Genomic DNA, 23,940 nt, shown 5'->3' on the forward strand with positions numbered 1-23,940 from the left:
AATGTTTAAAAAAGAAAATTTTAAAAATTATCATTTATTTTTATTTATCATTCTTGCATATTCGTTTAGTGTTTTATGTAGATTTTATTGGGTTTGGTGGGCAAGTGATTTTGATGAGTTTTATTTTAATCATCAATTAATGATTATGTCTAATGATGGCTATGTCTTTGCTGAAGGTGCAAGAGATATGTTAGCAGGCTTTCATCAGCCAAATGATTTAAGTTATTATGGTTCTTCGCTTTCGACTTTGACTTATTATATTTATAAATTTACTCCTTTTAGCTTTGAAACTATTATTTTGTATATGAGTACTTTTTTCTCTTCTTTGATTGTCATTCCTATTATTTTAATTGCCAATGAATACAAACAACCTTTAATGGGACTTATCGCTGCCACTTTAGCTAGTATTGCAAATAGTTATTATAATCGCACGATGAGTGGGTATTATGATACGGATATGCTTGTGATTGTTTTACCAATGTTTGTATTGTTTTTTATTATTCGTTTGGTTATACATAAGGATTTATTATCACTCATTTTGCTTCCTATTACGATGATTTTTTATCTTTGGTGGTATCCATCAAGTTATACTTTAAATTGTGCTTTTATGGGGCTTTTTTTAATTTACACTTATGTCTTTCACCGAAAAGATAATATAGCCTATCTGGCAATTATTTTTATGATGATAGCTCTTGCGCCTTTTGCTTGGTTCTATCAGTTAGCTTTGTTGGCTTTGATTTTTGCTTTATTTGCTTTTAAAAATGAGTGGTTTAAAATTAGACTTATTGCTATTTTAGGGGCTTTGACTTTAATATTATTGATTTTTAGCGGAGGACTTGATCCTATTATTTATCAATTGCAGTTTTATATTTTTAAAAATGATGCCATAGGAAGTTTGGCTCAAAATTTCGTTTATTTTAATGTTAATGAAACTATTCAAGAGGTTGGGGATATTGATTGGACGGTTTTTATGCAAAGAATTAGCACTAACGAGCTTACTTTTATTGTTGCCTTTATCGGTCTTATTTGGCTTTTAAGGGAACATAAAAGTATGATTTTAGCTTTGCCAATGTTAGCACTTGGATTTTTAGCACTTAAAGGTGGACTTAGATTTACGATTTATGCTGTGCCTATTATGGCTTTGGGTTATGGTTATATTGGTGTTAAAATCTTGAATTTTATACAAAATATAGAGCTTAAAAAAGAAGAAAAAATAAGAAAATATCAACTTTTTTCTTTAATCTTGTTTGCACTTTGTTCTGTTGTTTATTTAGTATTGAATTTATTTTATACCACCTATTTTAATTCCTTATTGCTTGCCTTTATTTTATTATTTTGTTTTATGGTAGCGATTATGGAATTTTTGATTCAAAAAAAACAAAAACAAGTAAAAATTGCTACCTTATCGTTTCTTTTTAGTTTGGGTTTAGTATTTGGCTTAAAACATATCTATGAATACAAAGCTCCTAGTGTGTTTATTCAAAGTGAAACCGAAATTCTTAATAGGCTTAAAGGTATAGCGGATAGGGAAGATTATGTTGTGGCTTGGTGGGATTATGGTTATCCTATCCGTTATTATAGCGATGTAAAAACTTTGGTTGATGGGGGAAAGCATTTGGGTAAGGATAATTTCTTTCCTTCTTTTGTTTTAAGCAAAGATCAAATTTCGGCTGCAAATATGGCAAGACTTAGTGTTGAATATACAGAAAAAGGTTTTTATGCTCCACAAAATGATATTTTAAGAAATGATCTCTTGCGGGCTATGATGAAAGATTATAATGCTAGCAATGTTGATTTATTTTTATACGATTTAAGGGATAAGAATTATAATATTTCAACACCAAAAACGCGAGATGTCTATATTTATATGCCAGCAAGAATGATGAATATTTTTTCTACTGTTGCAACTTTTTCAAATATTGATTTAAGCACAGGAGAGGTAAATCCTTTTATATTTAGAGTTACAAGAGCTGTGCTTCAAAATAATGGAGAATTTATACTTAGTGATGGATCTAAGCTTTCTGAAGATTTTAGAATTTGGAGAAACGATGAGAATAATACTTATGCGGTAAAAGAAATTATCGAGATAAATTCCGTAACAACTGGCGATTATAAGGTTACTCCTATGGATACACAAGGTAAAGTTTATGTCTTTTTCTTAAAAGAGCAATTTCAAACCGCGCAAGGTCAATTTATCATTATGGATGAAAAAATGTTTAATAGTGCTTTTGTTCAAATGTTTTTCTTTAACAATTATGATAAAGATTTGTATGATTTGATTATTAATGATAAAAATGCAAAGGTTTTTAAAATAAAAAAATGAGAGTAGGGTTTTTATCTCACGCAGGGGCAAGCATATATCATTTTAGAATGCCTATAATAAAGGCTTTGATAGCTAGAGGAGATGAGGTTTTTATCATTGTGCCGCAAGATGAATACACGCAAAAATTAAAGGATTTAAATTTAAATGTTGTCATTTATGATCTTTCAAGAGCGAGCTTGAATCCTTTTGTGGTTTTTAAAAATTTTTTACATCTTAAAAATGTTTTAAAAAGCTTAAATTTAGATCTTTTACAAAGTGGGGCACATAAAAGCAATACCTTTGGTTTAATCGCAGCAAAATTTGCAAAAATTCCTTATAAAATTGGGCTTGTTGAAGGGCTTGGATCTTTTTATATCGAGCAAGGTTTTAAGGAAAATTTGGTGCGTTTTATCATTAATACTCTTTATAAATTAAGCTTTAAAATCGCTGATTGTTTTATCTTTGTCAATTCTTCAAATGCTGATTTTATGCGAAATTTAGGACTTAAGGAAAATAAAATTTGTGTGATTAAATCTGTGGGTATTAATCTTAAAAAATTCTTTCCTATGAGAGTAGAAAAGGAAGCTAAAAAAGCTTTTTGGCGTAATTTAAATATCGATGAAAAGCCTATTATTTTAATGATAGCAAGAGCTTTGTGGCATAAGGGTGTAAAAGAATTTTATGAAAGCGCAGAGCTTTTAAAAGATAGAGCAAATTTTGTTTTAGTAGGTGGAAGAGATGATAATCCTTCTTGTGCGAGTTTGAAATTTTTAACTTCTGGTAAAGCGCATTATTTGGGTGCTAGAAGCGATATAGTGGAGCTTTTGCAAAATTGTGATATTTTTGTTTTACCAAGCTATAAAGAGGGTTTTCCCGTAAGCGTTTTGGAGGCTAAGGCTTGTGGAAAGGCTATTGTGGTAAGTGAGTGTGAAGGCTGCGTGGAAGCGATTTCAAACGCTTATGATGGACTTTGGGCCAAAACTAAAGATAGTAAGGACTTAGCACAAAAAATCGAGCTTTTGTTGGTCGATAAAAATTTAAGAATGAATTTGGGTAAAAATGCAGCTAAAGATGCGTTAAATTACGATGAAAACGAAATTGCAAAGACTTATTTAAAACTTTATGAAAAGGTGATGAAAAATGTATGAAAAATTTTTAAAAAGAATGCTTGATTTTTGCTTAGCTTTAATTCTCCTGATGCTTTTTTCACCCCTTATTATTATTACCGCTTTGCTTTTAAAAATTACTCAAGGCAGTGTAATTTTTACTCAAAACCGTCCAGGACTTAATGAAAAAATCTTTAAAATTTATAAATTTAAAACAATGAGTGATGAAAAAGACGAAAATGGGGAATTGCTTAGCGATGAATTGCGTTTAAAGGCCTTTGGAAAAATCGTTAGAAGCTTAAGTTTAGATGAATTACCGCAACTTTTTAATGTCTTAAAAGGCGATATGAGTTTTGTAGGACCTAGACCACTTTTAGTGGAATATCTACCTCTTTATAATGAAGAGCAAAAACTCCGCCACAAAGTGCGTCCAGGCATTACAGGCTGGGCGCAAGTAAATGGTAGAAATGCTATTTCTTGGCAGAAAAAATTTGAACTTGATGTGTATTATGTTGGAAATATTTCTTTTTTGTTTGATTTAAAAATTATGTTTTTAACGGCGTTAAAGGTTTTAAAAAGAAGTGGAGTGAGTAAAGAAGGATGCGTGACAACGGAGAAATTTGATGGAAAGAACTAAAAAAATTTACATTTATGGTGCGAGTGGGCATGGGCTTGTTTGTGCTGATGTGGCTATGAGTTTGGGCTATGAAGAATGTATTTTTTTAGATGATAATAAGGGTAAAAAATTTGAAAGTTCTTTGCCAAAATACGATATTTTTGTAGCTATTGGGGATAATAAAATAAGAAAAAAAATTTACGAAAAGCTTTTGCAAAATGGCTTTAAAATTGTAAATCTTATCCATAAAAGTGCGATTATCAGTCAAAGTGCGGATATAAAAGAAAATGCAGGAATTTTAATAATGCCTTTGGTAGTGGTTAATGCAAAGGCAAAGATTGAAAAAGGTGTGATTTTAAACACTTCAAGTGTGATTGAGCATGAATGCGTGGTGGGCGAGTTTTCCCATGTAAGCGTTGGGGCTAAGTGTGCAGGAAATGTGAAAATTGGCAAAAATTGTTTTTTGGGGATTAATTCTTGTGTCTTACCGAATTTAAGTTTGGCAGATGATAGTATTTTAGGCGGTGGAGCGACTTTGATTAAAGATCAATTTGAAAAAGGCATTTTTGTAGGAGTGCCTGCAAAAAGGATGTAAGTGGGTTTTGAATATACCTTTTTGATTGATTTTGTAAGATATCCCTCATTTTTGGGGTGGGCATTTTGTGGCGCTGGATATTTGATATTTTTAATGCTTTTATTTCCTATTAAAAATAAAATTAAACACAAAATTCTTTTTAAAATCAAAGTTAAAATGAAACGAAGTTCTAAAGCTCTTAGCTTAATAATGTTTGTAACACCTCTTTTGTGTGGAGGATCTATTTTTGTTATTTGGCATTATTTTGATGCGATTTATAAACTTCCTTATTTTTTTGAATTAGAAAATGAAAATTTACAAGATCTTTGGAAGCTTAATATGGGATTTCTTAATTTATTCTGTTCTATCGCTATTACTTTGATGTTTTTTTGTATTAATATAATTATAGTTTGCGAAGATGGAATTTATATCATCACTAAATATAATCTTTTTTATAAAACTTATATAAAACGAGAAGATTTAGAACTTTTTGAAGTAGAAAAAATGAAGCTTTTAAATCAAGCACAAACTTGTCTTATTGTCAAATCAAAAAATAAAACACTCTTTAAGGGTTTTGAAGATATGTATAAAAAAGAAGACTTAGAAAAACTCAAAATTTGGTATGAAAATAAACTTTGATTGCAAAAGAATTTTTAGCGTTTGATACTTAGTAAATTATTTTAGATAAAATACATCATTTTAGTAAAATCACTTTTTATAATAAAGGATAAAAAATGAGGTTTTTTCTTTCTCCTCCACATATGGGTGGCAATGAGTTAAAATATATAGAAGAAGTATTTAAAAGTAATTATATAGCCCCTTTGGGTGAATTTGTAAATCGTTTTGAAGAGAGTGTAAAAGAGTATTCTAAATGCGAAAATGCTTTGGCGTTAAATTCAGCTACCGCAGCTTTGCATTTGGCTTTAAGAGTGGCAGGAGTAGAGCAAGATGATATTGTTTTGGCTTCATCTTTTACTTTTATTGCTTCAGTAGCTCCTATTTGTTATCTTAAGGCAAGACCTATTTTTATAGATTGTGATGAGACTTTTAATATTGATGTTGATTTGTTAAAACTTGCCATTAAGGAATGCGAAAAAAAACCAAAGGCTTTGATTTTGACTCATCTTTATGGCAATGCGGCTAAAATGGACGAGATTATCCAAATTTGCGAAAAAGAAAATATTATTTTAATTGAAGATGCGGCTGAGGCTTTAGGAAGTTTTTATAAAGGCAAAGCTTTGGGAACTTTTGGAGAATTTGGAGCTTATTCTTATAATGGCAATAAAATCATCACCACTTCAGGTGGCGGAATGCTTGTGGGGAAAGATAAGGTAAAAATCGAAAAAGCGAGATTTTATAGCACCCAAGCAAGGGAAAATTACTTGCATTATGAGCATTTAGACTATGGTTATAATTACCGCTTAAGTAATGTTTTGGGCGCTATTGGCGTAGCACAGATGGAAGTTTTAGAACAAAGAGTGCTTAAAAAAAGAGAAATTTATGAGTGGTATAAAGAATTTTTAGGGGACAAATTAGTCTTTTTAGATGAACTGCCAAATTCAAGAAGCAATCGTTGGTTAAGCACAGCTTTGATTGATTTTGATAAAAATGAAATGAATGCTTATCAAAAATGTATAGAAATTTCAAAAAAAGATTTAAATTTGCATCCAAAAATTTCAAAACTTATAGATGATCTTAAAAAGGAGCAAATCGAAACGCGCCCACTTTGGAAAAGTATGCATATGCAAGAAGTGTTTAAGGGTGCCAAAGCTTATGTTAATGGCAATAGTGAGCTCTTTTTTCAAAAAGGAATTTGCTTGCCAAGTGGTACTGCGATGAGTAAAGATGATGTGTGCGAAATTTCAGATTTGATTTTAAAAAGCATTGAAGGATAAGAATGAATTTAACTTTTTATAAAAGCAAAAGATTGATTTTTTTTCTTTGCTGCGATGTTTTCTTGTTTCTTTTATCGATTTTTTTGGCTTTTTCTTTGCGTTTTAGTGGAGATATTCCTGATATTTTTTATGAAGGTATGATTAAAGCTGGGCTTATTTTACTTGTTTTAAAAATAACTTTTTTATTCATTTTTAGAATTTATAAAGTAGCGTGGAGGTTTTTTTCTTTAAATGAGGCAAGAAAAATTTTCTTTGCCTTGGCCCTAGCAGAGCTTTGTTTTTTGGGAATTTTTTATTTTTATGGAGATTTTTTTAATCCTTTTCCGCGAAGTGTAATTGGTATAGATTTTGTACTTTCTTATATGTTTATAGGAACTTTAAGAATTTCAAAAAGAATGTTTGTTGATTTTAGACATTCTAATTTGATTGATGAAGAAAATCCTTGCATTGTTGTGGGTGCAACCTCTAAGGCTTTGCATCTATTAAAAGGTGCAAAAGAGGGATCTTTGGGGCTTTTTCCTATTGCAGTGGTTGATGAGAGAAAAGAGCTAATTGGAACATATTGCGATAAATTCATTGTAGAAGAAAAAGAAAAAATCAAAGATTATGCTAAAGATGGAATTAAAACGGCTATCATTGCTTTAAAATTGGAACAAGAAGAATTAAAAAAGCTTTTCGATGAACTGATTTCGTATGGTATTAGTGATGTTAAAATATTTTCTTTCACAAGAAATGAGGCTAGAGATATCAGTATAGAAGATTTGCTTGCTAGAAAGCCAAAAGATTTAGATGATAGGGTAGTGGCAACTTTTTTAAAGGATAAGGTTGTTTTGGTAAGTGGAGCAGGGGGTACTATAGGCAGTGAGCTTTGCAAGCAATGCATTAAATTTGGCGTTAAACATCTTATAATGCTAGATCATAGTGAGTTTAATCTTTATAAAATCAATGAAGATTTAAGTTTGCATAAAGAAAAAATCACTCCTGTAATGCTTAGTATTTTAGACGAAGAAAGTTTAAATGAAGTATTAAAAGAATACAAGCCAGATCTTATCTTGCATGCTGCTGCTTACAAGCATGTCCCACTTTGCGAGCAAAATCCACATTCTGCCGTGCTTAATAATATTTTGGGGACAAAAATTTTAACCGATGCGGCCAAGAAAAATGGGGTTAAAAAATTTGTGATGATAAGTACAGATAAAGCGGTGCGTCCTACAAGTATAATGGGCTGCACTAAAAGGGTTTGCGAGCTTTATACTTTAAATTCAAGTGATGAAAATTTTGAAGTTTCAAGTGTGCGTTTTGGCAATGTTTTGGGTTCTAGTGGGAGTGTGATACCTAAATTTAAAGCACAGATTGCAAATAACGAACCTTTGACTTTAACTCATCCTGATATAGTGCGTTATTTTATGCTAGTTAGTGAAGCCGTTCAGCTTGTTTTACAAGCAGCGGCTATTGCTAAAGGTGGGGAGCTTTTTGTGCTTGATATGGGTGAGCCTGTGAAGATTATAGATTTGGCTAAAAAAATGCTTATGCTTTCAAATAAAAACGATTTAGAGATCAAAATCACAGGACTTAGAAAAGGTGAAAAACTTTTTGAAGAACTTTTGATTAACGAAAATGATGTGAGAACTCAATATGAAAGTATTTTCGCAACAACAAGTCAAAAGGTAGATTTGCAGATTTTAAATGATCAAATTCAAGCTTTAGTAAAAAGTGAAAATCCGGCTCAAATTCTAAAAACAATTGTGCCTGAATTTAATCACAATAAGGACGGAGATTATCAAGGATAAATTTTTATATTTACTTGATTAATAAGTTTAAAAAAGATAAAATTGCAAATTAAAATAAATTTTTGAATTTATGGAAAGGATTAGCGGTGAGAATGCTAGTTGTAGATGATAGTTCAACTATGAGAAGGATTATTAAAAATACGCTTTCAAGACTTGGACATGATGATGTTTTAGAGGCTGAACATGGACTTGAAGCTTGGGAAATTCTTGAAAAAGATGATACAATTAAGGTTTTAATTACTGATTGGAATATGCCAGAAATGAATGGTTTGGATCTTGTTAAAAAGGTTAGAGCGGATAAAAAATTTGAAGATATGCCTATCATTATGGTTACAACTGAGGGTGGAAAGGCCGAGGTTATTACCGCTTTAAAAGCAGGTGTGAATAATTATATTGTAAAGCCTTTTACTCCGCAAGTTTTAAAAGAAAAACTTGAAGATGTTTTAGGTACTAATGTGGGATAATTTTTGGGTTTTTAATTTAAAAATGCAATCTTATTATAATGAACTTTTTTTTAAAGTAGATATTGGTTTTTTGCCCTTTTTTGTCGATGTTGTTTTTGATTTAGGTATTGAAGCTATAGAAGAAAAAGATGGGGGAATTTATGTTAGATCTGATGAGAGTTTGGAAGATTTATTTTGGGCTTTAAATTGTTTGAAAGAAAAATTAGAAATACAAAAATCTCAAAAAATCAGTTTTGATATAAAATTAGAACAAAAAGAAAATAAAGATTGGATTGAAGAATATAAAAAAGGTGTTAATCCTATACAAATTGATAATTTTTATATACACACTACTTGGCAAGAACCAAAACAAAATTTAATTAATATACAAATCGATCCTGCTTTAGCCTTTGGCTCTGGTCATCACGAAAGTACACATTCTTGTATAAAGTTATTGCAAAAATATGCTAAAAAAGATATGCAAGTTTTAGATCTTGGTTGTGGAAGCGGAATTTTAAGTATAGTTCTAGCAAAATTAGGACTTAAGGTTGATGCTTGCGATACTGATGAATTAGCTATTTCGAGTACTTTATCTAATGCAAAATTAAATCATTTATCATTAAATCATTCTTGGATAGGTTCTATTGATAAAGCTACGATAAAATACGATTTTATTGTGGCAAATATCATAGCAGATGTGATTTTGATACTTGAAAAAGATTTAAAAAATAGTCTAAAAGATGGTGCTTATCTTATTCTTTCAGGAATTTTAGACAAATACGAAGAGAGAGTTAAGGATAAATTTAAGGATTTAAAATTGGTAGAAAGTTTAAAGGTCAATGAGTGGCTGAGTTTAGTTTATAAAAAGGAAGGTAATGAATAATACAAATAACAACAATAAAAACAATACCCCAAAAAACAATCCAAATAATTTTTTCAATAAAAATCCTATTTTGATTTTTGCGATTTTTGGGATTATTATGGTGATACTTTTTAAGAGTTTTTCAGATGGCGATGGTGGTTTAAGCAGTGCAATGAATGGAACTGAAACGAGTAAAAATATCGCTTATTCTGAATTTAAAAAATTGGTTGAAAGTGGTCAGATCAATCAAGTTAGCATAGGGCAAACTACAATTAAAGCGGTTTCAAATTCTCTTAATACAATTTATATTGCTAAAAAAGTTAATGATCCAGAACTTGTGGCTTTGCTCGATAGCAAAAACATTGCTTATGGAGCATATTCTGAGACAAATTGGTTAAGTGATATTTTCTTTTCTTGGGTTTTACCCGTATTTATTTTCTTTGGAATTTGGATGTTTTTGGCAAGTCGTATGCAAAAAAATATGGGAAGTTCTATACTGGGTATAGGAAGTTCAAAAAAGCTTGTCAATTCAGAAAAGCCAAAGGTTAAATTCAATGATGTAGCAGGTGTGGAAGAGGCTAAAGAAGAAGTGAAAGAAATTGTGGATTTTCTTAAATTTCCTGAGAGATATATCAAACTTGGTGCTAAAATTCCAAAAGGGCTTTTGCTTGTAGGACCTCCAGGCACAGGTAAAACTTTGCTTGCAAAAGCAGTTGCTGGTGAAGCTGATGTACCATTTTTTAGTGTTTCAGGCTCATCTTTTATAGAAATGTTTGTGGGCGTGGGTGCATCTCGTGTGAGGGATTTGTTTGAAAATGCAAAAAAAGAAGCACCGGCTATTGTTTTCATTGATGAAATTGATGCTATCGGTAAGAGTCGTGCGGCAAGTGGTATGATGGGCGGAAATGACGAAAGAGAGCAAACCCTAAATCAGCTTTTAGCCGAAATGGATGGTTTTGGTACTGAGAGTTCTCCAGTGATTGTTTTAGCAGCTACAAACCGCCCAGAGGTTTTAGATGCTGCGCTTTTAAGACCAGGAAGATTTGATAGACAAGTTTTAGTGGATAAGCCTGATTTTAAAGGCAGATGTGAAATTTTAAAAGTGCATATGAAAGATGTTAAAATTTCTCCAAATGTTAAGGTTGAAGATATTGCAAGACTTACAGCCGGACTTGCAGGGGCTGACTTGGCTAATATCATTAATGAAGCAGCGCTTTTGGCGGGCAGGGATTCTAAAAAATATGTAGAGCAAAATGATCTTGTAGAAGCGGTTGAAAGAGCTATAGCTGGGCTTGAGAAAAAATCGCGCCGTATTAATGATAAAGAGAAAAAAATCGTGACTTATCATGAGTGCGGTCATGCATTAATTGCTGAAACAACAAAGGGTGCAAAACGCGTAAGTAAAGTTTCTGTGATCCCTCGCGGACTTGCAGCGCTTGGCTATACTTTAAATACCCCTGAAGAAAATAAATTTTTAATGCAAAAACATGAGTTGATCGCTGAAGTTGATGTGCTTTTGGGTGGTCGTGCTGCAGAAGAGGTTTTTATCGGTGAAATTTCAACTGGCGCAAGTAATGATCTTGAAAGAGCTACAGATATCATTAAAGCAATGATTTCTATGTATGGAATGAGTGAGATCGCTGGACTTATGGTTCTTGAAAAACAAAGAAATACATTTTTAAGTGGTGGGCAAACTATAAAAGATTATTCTGAAAAAATGGCAGAGTCTTTAGATGACTATGTTAAAAAAACTTTAGATGAGCGCTATAAAGATGTTAAAGAAACGCTTAGCACTTATAAAGGTGCGATTGAAACTATGGTTAGCGCACTTTATGAAGAAGAAACCATAGAAGGCACAAAAGTAAGAGAGATTATCAAAGAATACGAAGTGCAAAATAATCTTCCGAGCCGTTTGCAAATTATTGGCGAAGAAAATAAAGAAGAAAACAAAGAAAAATGAAAAATATGATTTTGGCAAGAGCAGGATATTTTAGTGTTATTGCTGTTTTTTTATTGTTTTTGCTGGTGCTGATTTTTTGGACTTTTTCATGGTTTTTGTTTTTATTGACTTTGTTTTTGATTTTTTTGTATAGAAATCCTTTGCGCGATAGATTTTGCATGGATAAAAAGGCTATATTATCACCAATTGATGGGCGCGTTGTCTATATAGGCAATGCTTATGATGAGAATTTGGGCGAGTGTGTAAGCCTTGTGATAAAAAATGCTTTTTATAATGTAGGGAGCATAAGATCTTGCGCAAAAGCAGAAATTCAAAATGTTAAGGTAAATCATGGTTTGTTTTTGTGTTCAGAAATTAAGTCTTCATCTTATTTGAATGAGAATATAAGACTTAATTTAAGCGTGTTGGATAAAGAAATGGCTATGATTATTTACGCGGGCTCTTTGGATAGAAAATTAAAATTGTATGATTTTTCTAAAGAGCTTGAAGCTTGCAATGAGCTTAGTTTTACTCACAATGGTAAAGTTTGTCTTTTATTGCCAAAAGATACAAGGATTTTAGCAGGACTTGGCGATGAGATTAAAGCTTGTTCTTTGCTTGGATATTTTTCATAAAAGAAAGTGTGATGGATACTAAATTTAATTTCGCGTATATTTTGCCTAATCTTTTCACTGCTATTTCAGCTTTTTTAGGTGTGATTTCCATATTAGCTTCGGTGCAGGGTAAATACGGCGCGGCTTTATTTTATATTATTTTTTCTTTGATTTGCGATGGACTTGATGGACGCGTGGCAAGACTTACAAACACCACTTCTAAATTTGGAGTAGAATTTGATTCTTTAGCAGATTTGGTAGCTTTTGGAGTGGCTCCTGCTGTGCTTTTTTATATGGCAATAGGTTCTGAATTTGGAAGACTTGGTTCTTTAATCACAGCTTTTTTTGTTGTTTTTGGTGCAATCCGTTTAGCGAGGTTTAATGTCACTACAGGCACTTATGAGCCTTCTGTTTTCATAGGTCTCCCTATACCTACAGCGGCTGTGGTAAGTGCTATTTGGACTTTTTCTTTTTTAAGTTATGATTTTTTAAAACCTTATGGGGTCTTTTTTCTTATTTTACAAGCCATTTTAGCTCTTTTGATGGTAAGTAATATCCGCTATCCTAGTTTTAAAAAGGTTGATTTTGGTCGAGCGAATGTTTTAAGGGTTTTGGTGATACTTATGGTTTTTTGTTCTTTTTTATACCTTTATCCTTTGGAAAGTGTGGCTGTTATCGCTACAAGTTATGTATTTTATGGCATTTTAAGAGCAGTTTATACCATGTGTAGTGTGATTTTAAAAAAGACAAATAAAACTTTAAAAAAATAAACTTTAATATTCTTTTTTGGATTTAATAGATTTTTGTTTTTGATGGGTAAAGACGCCTATATATTTTTGTAATTTTTGGTGTTTTATTTATGCATTGCATAAGATAAATTTAAAAAAATTAAATTTATGTTTTTGTATATTTTTAAATACTATTTGCTTTGTGTGTTGATGAATTGAGTATGCACTCAATAGCCAAAGGAATTTAACTTCATATAACACAAAAGCAAGATAAAAAGATTTTTACTCGGTTTTAATAGTTAAAACAGTGAAATTGTAAATTTTTAGCCATAATTTCTTTATCGCAAAGTTAGATGAGTTAAAAGAAAAATTAGCAGAATTAAGGTGATGGCAAAATTATTTCATCACAATCTTTATTGCTCTATTTGCATTTATTGCAATGCAATATCAAAAAAACAGAAATTTATTTAATTATTGCTAGTGCTATAGGTATCATCGTTATGATGATTTTAATTTTAATCTTGCATATTAAGATTAAAAAAACAATACAAGAAATAGAAAAAACTAAAAAGGAGTAAAATGGGAATTTTTGTTGTTAGTCTTCTTCTATTGGGTATTATAAGTATGGCTATTTGTGGAATTATTGTTATAAATAGCTACAAGTGAATTAATAGAGAAAGTTTTAATGGAATATAGCAATAGTTTTGGTTTTTTATCGGTATTTAAGTATTTTATTCATAGGCATTAAAACTACACTAGAATACTAAAATACAACAAAAAGGTAGAAAAATGGCAAATGCAATTATGCTTCAAGCCCAAAATGGCTTCACTTTAACAAATGAGATGATTAATTCTTTAAAACAACTCTTTGGCGAAAAAATCAATGTGGTAGAACCTGACAATAACGATTAAAACCTTGCAAAGCAATTTAAGTCAAGTGGATACTATTAGATTGAAAAATATAGTTAATAAGCTTGAAAATAAAGAATTGAAATTTTACTCCAAAACCGAATTTACGAACAATTAAAACAAAAAGGCCATTAGTGGTAATTCATTATTCTGATGAGTTTTTAAATGATTTAAAAAACATTGCAGATTAATCTTCTTAGATAGCAAAGATAGAGCCTTGATTTTTATACAATAGGTAAAAGCTGAAATTCAAAAAATACCACAATGCCTTATAGATATCACAAATAAAGCTATTAATAAAAATCAATCTTTTGAAGTGCTTTAATTTCTTCTTGGCTAAATCCAGCCTTTAATCTCGCTTCTTCATTGATGCTTTTACCTACAAGTGAGAATTGTTTGAATTTTTTGCATAAGTCGATAAATTGTTCATCGTCTTTTTTGGAAAAATTCCACCAAAAATCCCCTTTGCTCACATGTTTTATTTCATCATTTAAGATAATGTCTAGCACTTCTTTAAGATAGCTTTTTATAGGATGATTATTGCTTTGTAATTTTTTTTGTACAAAGGGATTAGCATCAAGTCCCTTAGCTTCTAAGCCACGATGAACCACTCCCATTCTTAAACTTAAAGAATCTTTTGTTGCTTTTAGGGCGAGTTCAAGATTATCGTGAGCAGCAAAATCTCCATATTTATAGCCAAGATCTTCTAAAGCTTTTTGTAAAAGCATAAAATGCTTGATTTCTTCATTTGTCACCTCAAGCCAATCTGTATAAAATTTTAATGGCAAATTTGTAAATCTATAACTTGCGTCAAGTGCTAAATTTATCGCACTAAATTCTATATGTGCAATAGAATGCAAGGTTTTTGCTAGTGCTTGAGTCGAGTTTGTAAATTTAGGTCTTCGTATCCTTGTGGGATGGACTAAGATTAAATCTTTTCTTGAATTATCTTTTAATATAGCTTTAAATTCGTGATTGAAAATTAAATTATTTTGTTTAAAATTTTCATAAAAATCGTTAAATTTATAGACTTTAGTTTGGAAATCTTGCTCGTAAAGTATATTTTCTAAAGTACTAAAAAATTCTTTTTTCATAACTTTTCTTTGAATGGATTTTAGATAAAATTATATTATTTTTCGTTAAAACTTGACTGATATTTTTATTTTTTAGTTATAATTTTCATTTAAAGGTTTTTTATGTTTTATTTAGAAACTCAATTAGAAGCGATTATGCTTTGGTCTATCACTTTACTTGCGGTTTTAAATCCTTTTGGAAATTTAACTCAATTTCTTGCTATGTGTGAAAACTTACCTACAAATTTGCGTCAGAAGCTTTTTAGAAATATTCTTTACACCGCTTGCATTATTGTTTTGATTTTTCTTATTTCTGGTCCTTATATCATGAAGTATATGTTTAGGATAGGACTTGATGATTTAAGGATAGCAGGTGGGCTTATTTTGGTGATTATGGCGATAAAAAATCTTTTATTTCAAGCTTCACAGGTAACTAAAACCTTTGATGGTTATCAGAGTTTAAGTGAAAAAGAATTGCTTAAACATTCTATCGTTCCTATGGCTTTTCCTATGCTTGTAGGACCTGGGACTTTATCAACTGTGATTGTGATATCTGAAGATAGTGGGATGCAAATAGCTATTGGTGCTGTGATTGCGGCTTTTGCTTTTATGTTTATTTTATTTCATTTTGCTGCTACGGTTGAAAAAGTTGTAGGGAAATTAATCTTACATGTATTTTCAAGAATTTCGCAAGTTTTTATCGTAGCTATGGGGGTTAAAATGATTATTGTGGGGATTATTAATATTTTTGCTAAATAAATTAAAATTCATTATTTTTTAACTGTGTTTTTATTTTAATTTGTAGTAGAGTTAATATAAAAATTATGAAATTTGTAAAATTTTAAGGTGGAAATCACCTTAAAATTTTTTAGAAGTATTTTCCGGCACTAAAATAAATTCTAGCTCTTGGTTTGCCATCTTTTACACCCAAGTCTTTATCTTCATAAGTGTGTAAAGCTCTAGCGGCATCAAGTTTGGCATAAAAGCTTCCCGGTTTGATGTATAAAAGCTCAAGTCCAAAAGCATCCATAAACAAATCATCTCCATATGCGTGTTTATTAAACCAAGCATAGCCTATATCATAAAATGGAGTGATATAAAAATTTGGTATAGGCGAAGTAAAACGCAAGCCAAAATTTCCAATGATAGCATTATCTCTATCGGCTTCACCGTTTCTATAAGCTCTTACTCCATAAGGTCCACCTAAAGACATAGTTTCTGAAGAGTCAAGTTTGGCGCCATTGATAACTTGTTGGTAAGAAATGGTGGCTACATGGGTAAGTAAAGGGTGGAAAAAATAAGAGTTATTGATATTAACATTAAGTTTTGCAAATTGTCCTAAAAATCTTTGTTGTTGATTTGCATATCTTACATTATCATTGTCACCTATTACAGTTCCGTGAGTGATGATAGCACTATAAGAAAAATTATTATTGCTTAAGCCGTTATAAGTTCCTTCTATACCAAATTTATAAGCAAAACTGTGTTTAAAAGTGTCATTTGGCCAAAATCCCCAAATCATCATATAGTCTTTTAAATCCCTATAAGCAAAACCACTGGTTAGATATAAAGATGCTGTTGTGGTTAAAAATACAGGATAAGAAACATTAACTGTTAAATCTTTTGAAGTTCCAGAAATTCCCATATCTTCAAGTTCTCCACCCAAAGCATAACTTCCTTGAGAATAACCTGTGGTAACTTTAAAATTTCCATAAAAAGTTGTATAGCTGATGCCATAGTTGGTTTGTTGCTCATCGCTTCTTTGCAAGAAAACGCTTCCGCTATCACCTTGTCTTGCGACATTGTTAAAGGTTACATTGATACCTCCGCGGTATATCCCCGCACCTTGTGAGCCATAGTTATCGCCATAAACCATAGCGCTTACTTTTTGAGTTTGCTCTACATTGATAACAATATCAGTTTCTCCGTAATTTTCACCCGCTTGAAGTGCAGCTAAAGCTTCTACTCCATACATTTCATTTACTCTATAAACAGAATCTTCTATGGTTTTTATGGTAATGATTTTACCTTTTAGTTTTTGATTTAATTTACTTTCTATAGCATAGTCTCTTGTACCGGTTTGATTATTAATAATGTATTTTCCTAAAACTCCTAAAGCGATATTTACTTGAATACTGTCTGTTAGCTCTTGTTGTGGAACATAAGCAGTTGCTGATGGATAGCCATTGATTTGAAAAAAGTAGGAAATGATGTTTGAAATATCTTGAAGATCTTTAATTTCAAACTTTTTTGTTCTAAAGTCTATTAATAATTCTTGGAGTTCTTCTTCGCTTACTTTTAGACTTTCAAAAGTTTCTCCTTCATTGTCGATATGAAATTTATATTTTGTTATTATTGGTTTTTGATTTTGACTACTGGGAGTTTTGGTTTGATTATTTTCTTGATTTTTAATAGGGGTATTTTTTGTTTTTAAGGTGTTATTTAAGTTTTTATTTTGTGGGACATTTTTATAAGGAGAATTCTCTATCATATCGCTATATTCGCGGTCGATTGAGTAATCATTTGCATTTGCAACAAATTTAGAAATATCCATTTCGCTTTGTTCTTGCGATGCTTGCGCAAATAAACAATTGCCGAGCAATATAGGGATAATTAATAGTTTTTTCATTTCTTACAACCTTTTCAAATTAAATTTTAACTAATAAACAACAAAGCTAATATTATATCATATAAAATAAATATTTATTATTTTTTTTAAAATATTTATAAAATATTAGAAAAGTTATTTACTTTTCTAATATCTATAATTTTTTAGATGATATTCATATAAATGATCGTGCCATTTTCATTAGTTTCAAGTGTATATTTGAGCTTGTTTAATTTTTTATTGCTCAAATTAGGAATCATCTTAGTGCTAAATTGTTTAGTATTTTTACTCATTGTAGTAAGTAAACTTTTTAGATTATTTATATCCAAAGCCCTACCTTCAATATCTGTAAAACCAGCTTTACTTTCGATGATTTTGATTTTTGTACCTTTTTTGACATTAAAATTATCTTTGGTATACAAATTTAATGCACCTTGACTAGATAAATTTAAGGCTGTAGAGTTTGAAACTATCATTGCTTTATTTATATCAATATCTTTAGAAAGAATGAAGGTATAATGTTCGAAATTATTTATAGTATTAGCTACTACATTAGAATCAACAATGAAATGATTACCTTTTGTGAAAGCACTTGATGATGGAGTGATTGCAGAAGTGTAATTTTCAGTGTTTTCGCTCTCTGTTACAGTTTGATTGAAACTTCCGCTAATGTTATTGATAATAGTGTCTTGAAAGATATTATGAGTTCCACCCATGTATAAGGTATTATCACTTGAAGAATTTGCATTTGTTCGTGTTAGGTGAGCAGATGGAGCGATGTAAATTTGGCTATTATTGTGATATTCATCAATATTTAAATTGGTAATGGCAAGTATATTATCATGACTTTTTTCACCAAGTCCCGCAGTTATCACAATAATACCTTCTCTTTTGTCTGATGCTGTTCCTAAGGTAATATTATTAAGATACATTTTATTATACATAACTTCTTTATCTCCGCGAATAACATAAATGTTTTCTCTTGCTGCAGAAGAATAATCTTTGAGATTGACAAGATTGTTATTAGAAAGTTCATTTGCTCTAATGGATACTTTTGAGGCAATGAAGGTAGAACTAATTGAGCTTATGCTTTGAACGCCATTGTAATTAATAGCATTGTTTGTTAGAGTTTGTGCTTCAATTACTGAATTTAATGCTTTAGAGGATTTTACATCTCGCAAAACAATGCTGTTTGAATCTGCACTATCTGCGTAATATTTTTGGTTTTGCATCATCCTTTTTTCAACTGCATAAATATAAAACGGAAGTGCTGTATTGATATTTGAAATATTTATTTTGTTGTTATTTGCTTGACCTTGTTTGGTATTAGCGGCTACAAGTTGAATTCTATCTTGGTGATTTTCGGGCATATCCTCTGAAGTGAGATTATGTCTTATGTTGATAGAATTACCACTTGCTCCTTTTGTGGCATATCCACCATATAAAGTGAATTCATTTTTTCCTAAGAAATTTTCGTGAGCTTTGATGGAGTGTTGAAGATTGGCTTCTATGGTATTATTATTAGCTTCACCATCAATGGCATAACCTCCGTAAAATTCAACCAATCCTGAAACTTTGACAGATGCATTAAGTGCAAGGATGGTTTGCAAATCATTAATGATGATTTTATTTCCTATGGCATTTCCGTGACTAGTTCTACCACCCCAAAATATTTCGTTTGCTATTGCATCATAGGCTAGGGGAGTTCCTGAACTATCTACCCTTAGGTCAAGGTTTAAGCTATTGATTTCTATGGTGTTATTTATAGCATTGCAAGGTTTTAATTTACCTGTGCAAATTCCACCAACAATATGTGCAGCTGCGAGAGTTGAATAAGCAAATGCAGGACCATGAACAATGATTTTGGAGCCATTAAAAGTAACTTTGTTATTTTTTACATCAGAATTATAAGAAAGTCCACCTATAATATGCATTATTCTTTCATCGTATTTTCTTATATTATTAATTTGCGTGAATTTACTAGCATGAAAATCAATGGCAGAATCTTTTTGAAAAATGACTTTATTGTTATGTACTTCTCCGGCTAAAGATATGCCACCTACTACATAAGGTGCACCATTAAGTGGTAAGGCATAGGTATTTTCAACCCCCATATTAATATAGCCATTTTCTTTAATTTCAATGGTATTATCATAAGATTCCCCTTTTTTTGTAAATCCTGCAGTGATGAGATAATCAAATCTATCATCATTTTCTGTACGAGCTGGAGTAGGAACTTCTTTATCCGTTGGTTTTAGAAAATATACAGAACTAAGTTCCCCATCAGCTATAATAAGATTATTAGAATACACATCTCCCCCATTAGAAAATGCACTTACTAAAAAAGGTATATAAACGGCTTTTTGCACTCGTGTAAATTCTGTTCCTTCTTCAATATTATTCCCATCTGGAGATATTTTTTCATCTGTAAAATCGGGATTAAGAATTTCTAGTTTATAAGGAAGATCTTTTGTTGTATATCCTGGAGTTTTTGGATTATTATAAATTAAAGTGATATCGTTAATCTTTCCATTGCTTTTTATACCATAATAATTTTTTCCATTTAAGCGATTGAAAGTATTGGTATTTTCATTATATACTTGTTCATTGGTGTATTTATGTTTTGGAATTATATAGGTGTTTTGTTCTTGTAAAATTCCTTGTTCAGCAGCATTTGCTTGAGATAAAAAGAAAACTGTAGGTAGAGATAAAGACAAGAAAATTTTGCCAACTTTATTTCTTTTCATTGATTTGCTCCTTTTGAAAATAAAATTCTTTAATTTTAAGATAAGTGTTGTTAAATATAACTTAATAAATAATAAACATTAATTATTATTTATTAATATAATCTAATATTTAATAATATTTTTAAAAGAGTTAAAATCAGTATTTTGGCAAACTTTTTGTTGTAAAAGAGTTAAAAATTTGGCTCGTGAAATGTTTTTAGCACCCATAAATTCAAGATGGGGATTATAAACTTGACAATCAATAATAAAATCATAAGGTTTTAAAAATTCACAAAGTTTAATGAGTGCGATTTTGGAAACATTGGGTTTTAAGCTTACCATGCTTTCACCGAAAAATACTTTGCCTATTATTAAACCATAAATTCCACCTATTAACTCATTTTCATCATAAATTTCAAGGCTGTGAGCGATATTTTTTTCAAAAAGTTCGGTATAGATTTGGATAAAATCTTCACTTATCCAAGTTTTTTCTCGGTTTTTTCCACAAAGTTTTATCAAGGAATTAAAATTTGTATCAAGTTTTATAGTGTAGCGATTTAAAAATCTTTTCATGCTTTTTTGTATATAAATCTCATTAGGAAATAAAACACAACGCGGATCGGGGCACCACCAAGTAATGGGTTTGCTCGTCCATGGAAAAAGCCCAAAAGTATAAGCTTTAACCAAAAAATCAAGTTCAAATTTTTGACTTAAAAAAACCGGAGCATTTTTAGGTGCATTTAAGAGTTCAGTATATAAATTCGATGGTTTCATTTTTGCTAAGTTTTAATTTAATTAATCCGCCATTTTTTAATTTGCCAAATAAAATTTCATCACTTAATTTTTCGCCAATTTCTTCAGAAATAACGCGTTTTAAAAGTCTTACGCCAAATTCTTTTTTATAAGCTTTTTGAGCTAGGTAGCTTTTGACTTTTTCATCGGCTTTGATTTGAATATTTTTAAGATTAGCACAAAGTTCATCAAGCTCTTTTTGGACAATTTTGCTTAAATCTGTGTTATTTAAATCTTTAAAATGCAAAATTTTATCAATACGGTTAATGAATTCAGGTGCAAAAAATTCTTTAATGGCACGATTATTTTTTTCTTCATTTTTGCTTAAAAAGCCCAGCTCATTGTTTTCTTTTAAGCCTAAATTTGAAGTCATGATGATAATGGTATTTCTAAAATCAGCCTTTAAGCCTGTATTATCACTCAAACTTGCATTATCAAAAATCTGTAAAAAAGTGTTGCTTAAGTCAGGATGAGCTTTTTCTATCTCATCGAAAAGCACTAAAGAAAAAGGATTTTTGCGTATAGCATTGCTTAAAAGTCCACCATCCTCATAACCCACATAACCTGCTGGAGCACCAATTAACTTGCTTATAGCGTGTTTTTCAGCATATTCGCTCATATCAAAGCGTTCTAAATTTAAGCCCAAAGCTTGTGCTAAAGCTTTACAAAGCTCTGTTTTTCCTACTCCGCTAGAACCAGTAAATAAAAATACTCCTTTTGGAGAATGGGAATTTTTTAACCCCGCATAACTTTGCTTTAAACTTTTACAAAGCGAATTTATCACTTCATCTTGTCCAAAAATTTGTTTTTTGAGTGTTTTTTCTAAATTTTGCAAGCATTTTGTGAAATCAAGTTCAAAAATTTTGTGAGATCTTGTCATTTTGTTTAAAATTTGTTCTAGATCTTTAAGATTTGCTTTTTTATTTTTTTCTTGTTTTAAAGCAAATGAAGCACCAAGCTCATCAAGCAAGTCTAAAGCAGAATCAGGCAAAAATTTATCATTAAAATACTTTTTGCCGAGCTCTACGCTCGCTTCAATTACCTCTTGGCTGTATTTAATGTGATGAAAATTTTCATATTGTTTTTGTAAGCCTTTTATGATAAGCAAACACTCTTCCTTGCTAGGCTCGTCAATATCGATTTTTGCAAAACGGCGACTTAAGGCTTTGTTTTTATCAAAGGTGTTTTTATACTCGATAAAAGTGCTTGCTCCTATACATTTTAACGAACCATTGCTAAGTGCTGGTTTTAAAAGATTTGACATATCGCTGTGGTTTTCATTGCTACTTCCAGCACCTACTATGGTGTGAATTTCATCGATAAATAAAATCGCATTTGGAATTTTTTCAAGCTCTTTGAGTATATCTTTAAGCCTTTTTTCAAAATCTCCGCGGTATTTTGTTCCTCCTAATAAACCCGCTAAATCTAGGGCATAAATTTGTGCATTTTGCAAATGCTCTGGGACTTGTTTTTGTGTGATTGCTAAGGCCAAGCCTTCTACAATGGCTGTTTTTCCAACTCCTGCTTCGCCTACTAAGATGGGATTGTTTTTCTTGCGTCTTGATAAAATTTGCATGATTCTTTCAAGTTCAAATTTTCTTCCTATTAAAGGATCGATTTTGCCTTTTTGAGCTAGGGTGTTTAAATTTTGTGTGTATGAATTTAGATTTTCAAATTCATTTTGAGATTTTAATTCTGCAAGTTTGTCGTATGAAAATTGATATTTTTTAAGCAAAACTTGCGCGTAAGTTCTTTCTTCATTGCAAAGTTTTTGTAAAAATTCTAAAACAATAAAATTGTCTAAAGAATTTAAAATTTCATCTAAAACAACTGAATATTCAGGGTTGATTTCTTGGCTTAAAAAGGTATTGTTTTTAGAAATGTGAATTTTTAAATCATTTTCTAAAAATTTAATTTCTGTTTGAGCGATTTTTTCAAAAAGATTTTTAAAATCTGTGCTTAGTCTTGTTAATACAAAAAGTATATGTTCACAAGTGATAAATTCGTGATGGTTTGCCTTGCAAAGTTCGTAGGCATTTTTTAAAAAAATTTCTAAATTCTCTTCGTATTTCATACAGGTTCTATCCTTGTTTGAAGTGGAAAATTTGCTAACATAGCTGCATTTTTAACTTGTTTTTGTTTTGAAAGGGCAATTTCCTCAGTAAAAATCCCACAAACTCCGCTACCATTGTGGTGAATTTCTAGCATAATTTGTTGGGCTTTTTCGAGATTAAAATGAAAAATTTTCATTAAAATTTCTATAACAAAATCCATAGTCGTAACATCATCGTTTAACAATAAAACCTTAAACATTTTAGGTTGTTCGAGTTTTGTTTTTTCAAGAATTTGACTTTGTGGCATTTATTTTTCCATAATACGATTTAAATCTTCTTGTATGGTAGATGTTGGTACTTTTCCTATATAAAAGAGTGATTTTACACCAGCCTCCCAATAATTTGTCAATTCTTGATAAATACCATTTTTAATTACAACTTTAAAAGGTAATTGCTCCATACTTTGATAATTAATATCTTTTAAAATTTGAGCTATAATGCGATCGTTTTGCTTAGAATTGCTTAAAAAATAATAAGCTCCGTATTTATCCGCAAATTCTTTGACGGTTTTATCTTCAACGCTTTCAAAATGACTTAGACCTATTAAAATGAGTTTTTGTGAATTTTCTTGTTGTAAGCGACTTAGATGCAAAGCTTCTTCTTTACAAGGCGCGCAGAAAGTGCCAAAAAAATCAAACATTAAAATTTTATCCTCTTCGCCCTTAATGGCAAAGCCATTTTTTGTTCTCACTAGGGTTAATTCCCCACCGTTAATATTTTTTAAAATAAGGCTTTCATTGGGCTTAAATTCCGCAAATAATAGCTCATTTTTAACCTCTTCATTGCTACAAGCATAAAAAAAGCTTAGTAGAACAAAAAATAAAACAAAATGTAAAGTTTTTTTCATGA

The 23,940-nt window shown here is 30.7% G+C and carries 21 protein-coding genes; 14 read left to right on the forward strand and 7 right to left on the reverse strand.

The features are described from left to right. The first annotated feature begins 1 nt into the window (after position 1). The 13 genes from ELQ16_RS00525 to ELQ16_RS10375 all read left to right on the forward strand — a co-directional run bounded on the left by ELQ16_RS00525 (position 2) and on the right by ELQ16_RS10375 (position 13,781). Positions 2–2,323 (forward strand): STT3 domain-containing protein, encoded by a 2,322-nt coding sequence (locus ELQ16_RS00525; RefSeq protein WP_134237631.1) that lies wholly within the window; start codon positions 2–4, stop codon positions 2,321–2,323. Continuing rightward, entirely contained in the window at positions 2,320–3,450 is a 1,131-nt protein-coding gene (gene pglA, locus ELQ16_RS00530) for a N,N'-diacetylbacillosaminyl-diphospho-undecaprenol alpha-1,3-N-acetylgalactosaminyltransferase (RefSeq protein WP_134237632.1), read from the forward strand. Before ELQ16_RS00525 ends, pglA begins: the two co-directional genes overlap by 4 nt. Continuing rightward, positions 3,443–4,045 (forward strand): undecaprenyl phosphate N,N'-diacetylbacillosamine 1-phosphate transferase, encoded by a 603-nt coding sequence (gene pglC, locus ELQ16_RS00535; RefSeq protein ID WP_134237633.1) that lies wholly within the window; start codon positions 3,443–3,445, stop codon positions 4,043–4,045. The genes pglA and pglC overlap by 8 nt, the downstream gene beginning before the upstream one ends. Beyond that, the gene (gene pglD / locus ELQ16_RS00540) at positions 4,032–4,619 is read left to right on the forward strand and encodes a UDP-N-acetylbacillosamine N-acetyltransferase (RefSeq protein ID WP_134237634.1); all 588 of its coding nucleotides are present in this window, start codon (positions 4,032–4,034) and stop codon (positions 4,617–4,619) included. The genes pglC and pglD overlap by 14 nt, the downstream gene beginning before the upstream one ends. Continuing rightward, positions 4,620–5,237 (forward strand): hypothetical protein, encoded by a 618-nt coding sequence (locus ELQ16_RS00545; protein ID WP_243832555.1) that lies wholly within the window; start codon positions 4,620–4,622, stop codon positions 5,235–5,237. A 95-nt stretch (positions 5,238–5,332) separates the two neighbouring features. Beyond that, positions 5,333–6,493: a UDP-N-acetylbacillosamine transaminase gene (gene pglE, locus ELQ16_RS00550; RefSeq protein WP_134237635.1), complete on the forward strand. Its 1,161-nt coding sequence runs from the start codon at positions 5,333–5,335 to the stop codon at positions 6,491–6,493. A 2-nt stretch (positions 6,494–6,495) separates the two neighbouring features. Further along, a complete protein-coding gene (gene pglF / locus ELQ16_RS00555) occupies positions 6,496–8,283 on the forward strand; it encodes a UDP-N-acetylglucosamine 4,6-dehydratase (configuration-retaining) (RefSeq protein WP_134237636.1) in 1,788 nt (595 codons plus the stop codon). A gap of 86 nt (positions 8,284–8,369) precedes the next feature. Continuing rightward, positions 8,370–8,747 carry a chemotaxis response regulator CheY gene (locus ELQ16_RS00560; RefSeq protein ID WP_134237637.1) on the forward strand — a complete coding sequence of 126 codons (378 nt, stop codon included), beginning with the start codon at positions 8,370–8,372 and terminating at the stop codon, positions 8,745–8,747. 22 nt (positions 8,748–8,769) lie between these two features. Beyond that, the gene (locus tag ELQ16_RS00565; protein WP_134237745.1) at positions 8,770–9,609 is read left to right on the forward strand and encodes a 50S ribosomal protein L11 methyltransferase; all 840 of its coding nucleotides are present in this window, start codon (positions 8,770–8,772) and stop codon (positions 9,607–9,609) included. Continuing rightward, the gene (gene ftsH, locus ELQ16_RS00570) at positions 9,602–11,548 is read left to right on the forward strand and encodes an ATP-dependent zinc metalloprotease FtsH (RefSeq protein WP_134237638.1); all 1,947 of its coding nucleotides are present in this window, start codon (positions 9,602–9,604) and stop codon (positions 11,546–11,548) included. The genes ELQ16_RS00565 and ftsH overlap by 8 nt, the downstream gene beginning before the upstream one ends. Next, positions 11,545–12,162, forward strand: a complete 618-nt coding sequence (locus ELQ16_RS00575) for a phosphatidylserine decarboxylase (protein WP_134237639.1) — start codon at positions 11,545–11,547, stop codon at positions 12,160–12,162. The genes ftsH and ELQ16_RS00575 overlap by 4 nt, the downstream gene beginning before the upstream one ends. A gap of 11 nt (positions 12,163–12,173) precedes the next feature. Continuing rightward, positions 12,174–12,911 (forward strand): CDP-diacylglycerol--serine O-phosphatidyltransferase, encoded by a 738-nt coding sequence (gene pssA / locus ELQ16_RS00580; RefSeq protein ID WP_134237640.1) that lies wholly within the window; start codon positions 12,174–12,176, stop codon positions 12,909–12,911. A 747-nt stretch (positions 12,912–13,658) separates the two neighbouring features. After that, positions 13,659–13,781 carry a hypothetical protein gene (locus tag ELQ16_RS10375; protein WP_279586247.1) on the forward strand — a complete coding sequence of 41 codons (123 nt, stop codon included), beginning with the start codon at positions 13,659–13,661 and terminating at the stop codon, positions 13,779–13,781. A gap of 290 nt (positions 13,782–14,071) precedes the next feature. Here ELQ16_RS10375 and ELQ16_RS00585 read toward each other — a convergent pair whose 3' ends face one another. Further along, positions 14,072–14,872 (reverse strand): ferritin-like domain-containing protein, encoded by an 801-nt coding sequence (locus tag ELQ16_RS00585; protein WP_134237641.1) that lies wholly within the window; start codon positions 14,870–14,872, stop codon positions 14,072–14,074. Positions 14,873–14,974: 102 nt separating this feature from the next. On the opposite strand from ELQ16_RS00585, the gene ELQ16_RS00590 reads away from it, so the two are divergent. Beyond that, positions 14,975–15,610 (forward strand): MarC family protein, encoded by a 636-nt coding sequence (locus ELQ16_RS00590; RefSeq protein WP_134237642.1) that lies wholly within the window; start codon positions 14,975–14,977, stop codon positions 15,608–15,610. Positions 15,611–15,719: 109 nt separating this feature from the next. On the opposite strand, the gene ELQ16_RS00595 is transcribed toward ELQ16_RS00590, so the two are convergent. The 6 genes from ELQ16_RS00595 to ELQ16_RS00620 all read right to left on the reverse strand — a co-directional run bounded on the left by ELQ16_RS00595 (position 15,720) and on the right by ELQ16_RS00620 (position 23,938). Beyond that, complete coding sequence (locus ELQ16_RS00595; protein WP_166739637.1) at positions 15,720–17,342, reverse strand: ShlB/FhaC/HecB family hemolysin secretion/activation protein; 1,623 nt, start codon at positions 17,340–17,342, stop codon at positions 15,720–15,722. Between the two features lie 281 nt (positions 17,343–17,623). Then, a complete protein-coding gene (locus ELQ16_RS00600; protein WP_134237643.1) occupies positions 17,624–20,206 on the reverse strand; it encodes a hypothetical protein in 2,583 nt (860 codons plus the stop codon). 102 nt (positions 20,207–20,308) lie between these two features. Further along, positions 20,309–20,959: a leucyl/phenylalanyl-tRNA--protein transferase gene (aat, locus tag ELQ16_RS00605; RefSeq protein WP_134237644.1), complete on the reverse strand. Its 651-nt coding sequence runs from the start codon at positions 20,957–20,959 to the stop codon at positions 20,309–20,311. Continuing rightward, the gene (locus ELQ16_RS00610; RefSeq protein WP_134237645.1) at positions 20,934–23,051 is read right to left on the reverse strand and encodes an AAA family ATPase; all 2,118 of its coding nucleotides are present in this window, start codon (positions 23,049–23,051) and stop codon (positions 20,934–20,936) included. Before ELQ16_RS00610 ends, aat begins: the two co-directional genes overlap by 26 nt. Next, complete coding sequence (locus ELQ16_RS00615) at positions 23,048–23,338, reverse strand: ATP-dependent Clp protease adaptor ClpS (RefSeq protein ID WP_134237646.1); 291 nt, start codon at positions 23,336–23,338, stop codon at positions 23,048–23,050. Before ELQ16_RS00615 ends, ELQ16_RS00610 begins: the two co-directional genes overlap by 4 nt. Continuing rightward, on the reverse strand, positions 23,339–23,938 hold the full coding sequence (locus ELQ16_RS00620; protein WP_134237647.1) for a redoxin domain-containing protein: 600 nt from the start codon (positions 23,936–23,938) through the stop codon (positions 23,339–23,341). Positions 23,939–23,940 lie beyond the last annotated feature (2 nt).

It is taken from the genome of Campylobacter sp. US33a, assembly GCF_004378855.1.
In the GTDB taxonomy this organism is placed as follows: Bacteria; Campylobacterota; Campylobacteria; order Campylobacterales; family Campylobacteraceae; genus Campylobacter_D.

Coding starts and splice junctions, on each gene's coding strand:
- ELQ16_RS00590 (WP_134237642.1), top strand. CDS start 14,975: ATGTTTTATTTAGAAACTCAATTAGAAGCGATTATGCTTTGGTCTATC.
- ELQ16_RS00600 (WP_134237643.1), bottom strand. CDS start 20,206: ATGAAAAGAAATAAAGTTGGCAAAATTTTCTTGTCTTTATCTCTACCT.
- ELQ16_RS00610 (WP_134237645.1), bottom strand. CDS start 23,051: ATGAAATACGAAGAGAATTTAGAAATTTTTTTAAAAAATGCCTACGAA.
- ELQ16_RS10375 (WP_279586247.1), top strand. CDS start 13,659: ATGGCAAATGCAATTATGCTTCAAGCCCAAAATGGCTTCACTTTAACA.
- aat (WP_134237644.1), bottom strand. CDS start 20,959: ATGAAACCATCGAATTTATATACTGAACTCTTAAATGCACCTAAAAAT.
- pglE (WP_134237635.1), top strand. CDS start 5,333: ATGAGGTTTTTTCTTTCTCCTCCACATATGGGTGGCAATGAGTTAAAA.
- pglF (WP_134237636.1), top strand. CDS start 6,496: ATGAATTTAACTTTTTATAAAAGCAAAAGATTGATTTTTTTTCTTTGC.
- ftsH (WP_134237638.1), top strand. CDS start 9,602: ATGAATAATACAAATAACAACAATAAAAACAATACCCCAAAAAACAAT.
- ELQ16_RS00595 (WP_166739637.1), bottom strand. CDS start 17,342: ATGATAGAGAATTCTCCTTATAAAAATGTCCCACAAAATAAAAACTTA.
- ELQ16_RS00620 (WP_134237647.1), bottom strand. CDS start 23,938: ATGAAAAAAACTTTACATTTTGTTTTATTTTTTGTTCTACTAAGCTTT.
- ELQ16_RS00525 (WP_134237631.1), top strand. CDS start 2: ATGTTTAAAAAAGAAAATTTTAAAAATTATCATTTATTTTTATTTATC.
- pssA (WP_134237640.1), top strand. CDS start 12,174: ATGGATACTAAATTTAATTTCGCGTATATTTTGCCTAATCTTTTCACT.
- pglC (WP_134237633.1), top strand. CDS start 3,443: ATGTATGAAAAATTTTTAAAAAGAATGCTTGATTTTTGCTTAGCTTTA.
- pglD (WP_134237634.1), top strand. CDS start 4,032: ATGGAAAGAACTAAAAAAATTTACATTTATGGTGCGAGTGGGCATGGG.
- ELQ16_RS00585 (WP_134237641.1), bottom strand. CDS start 14,872: ATGAAAAAAGAATTTTTTAGTACTTTAGAAAATATACTTTACGAGCAA.
- ELQ16_RS00615 (WP_134237646.1), bottom strand. CDS start 23,338: ATGCCACAAAGTCAAATTCTTGAAAAAACAAAACTCGAACAACCTAAA.
- ELQ16_RS00565 (WP_134237745.1), top strand. CDS start 8,770: ATGCAATCTTATTATAATGAACTTTTTTTTAAAGTAGATATTGGTTTT.
- ELQ16_RS00575 (WP_134237639.1), top strand. CDS start 11,545: ATGAAAAATATGATTTTGGCAAGAGCAGGATATTTTAGTGTTATTGCT.
- pglA (WP_134237632.1), top strand. CDS start 2,320: ATGAGAGTAGGGTTTTTATCTCACGCAGGGGCAAGCATATATCATTTT.